Source organism: Micrococcus sp. HMSC31B01 (assembly GCF_001816085.1).
In the GTDB taxonomy this organism is placed as follows: Bacteria; Actinomycetota; Actinomycetes; order Actinomycetales; family Micrococcaceae; genus Micrococcus; species Micrococcus luteus.
Genome location: NZ_KV824927.1, coordinates 1 through 656 on the forward strand (window position 1 = coordinate 1; position 656 = coordinate 656).

A 656-nucleotide genomic window follows, 5' to 3' on the forward strand; every position below is an offset into this window, starting at 1 on the left:
CGGGGCCGGTGCCGCCGTCGTCGCGGCCGGCCGCGGTCATCAGGAGCGGATCGGGGGAGTGCATGCGCCCACTGTGGCAGACTGGCCGCTGTTCCATGGGAGCCCGGGCCGCACACGCCGGGCTGAGAGGGCCGCAGGGGCGCACCGCGCCGGCGCGGCCGACCATCACCACTCGATGCGGGTCATGCCGCCGTGAGGAGGACCGGTCCGTGCACGTGGCCGTCGTCGGGGCCGGGATCATCGGCCTCACCGCCGCCGTGCGTCTGCGTGCCGCAGGCCACGCCGTCACCCTGATCGCCCCCGAGCTGGACGCCGCCGGGCGCCCGCACGCCGTGGCCGGGGCCACCCACGCCGCGGCGGGGATGCTCGCGCCGCTCGCCGAGACCCAGTTCAGCCAGGACGACCTCGCCCCGCTGCTGCAGGCCGGCTGGGAGGCCTACCCGGCCCTCGTGGACCTGCTCGCCGCCTTCACCGATGTGGAGACGGGCTTCCTCGCACAGGGCGCCTGGATCGTGGCCGCGGACCCCTCGGACGCCCGCGCCTGGGACCACGTGCTCGAGCACGCCTCGATCCTCGGTCGCCGGGTCGAGCCCGTCTCCGTCCGCGCGCTGCGCCGCGCCGAGCCCGCCCTGGCCCCGGGCCTGGCCGCCGGCTTC

Annotated in this window: 1 protein-coding gene and 1 riboswitch; the gene reads left to right on the forward strand. The window is 77.6% G+C overall.

Annotated features, from left to right (window positions below; translation table 11 throughout):
- Window positions 1-85 precede the first annotated feature (85 nt).
- Window positions 86-216, forward strand: a riboswitch (TPP riboswitch).
- Window positions 210-656, forward strand: a 447-nt coding sequence (locus HMPREF3105_RS01730) for an FAD-dependent oxidoreductase (RefSeq protein WP_141762391.1), incomplete at its 3' end; no start/stop codon positions are given. (Overlaps the previous riboswitch by 7 nt.)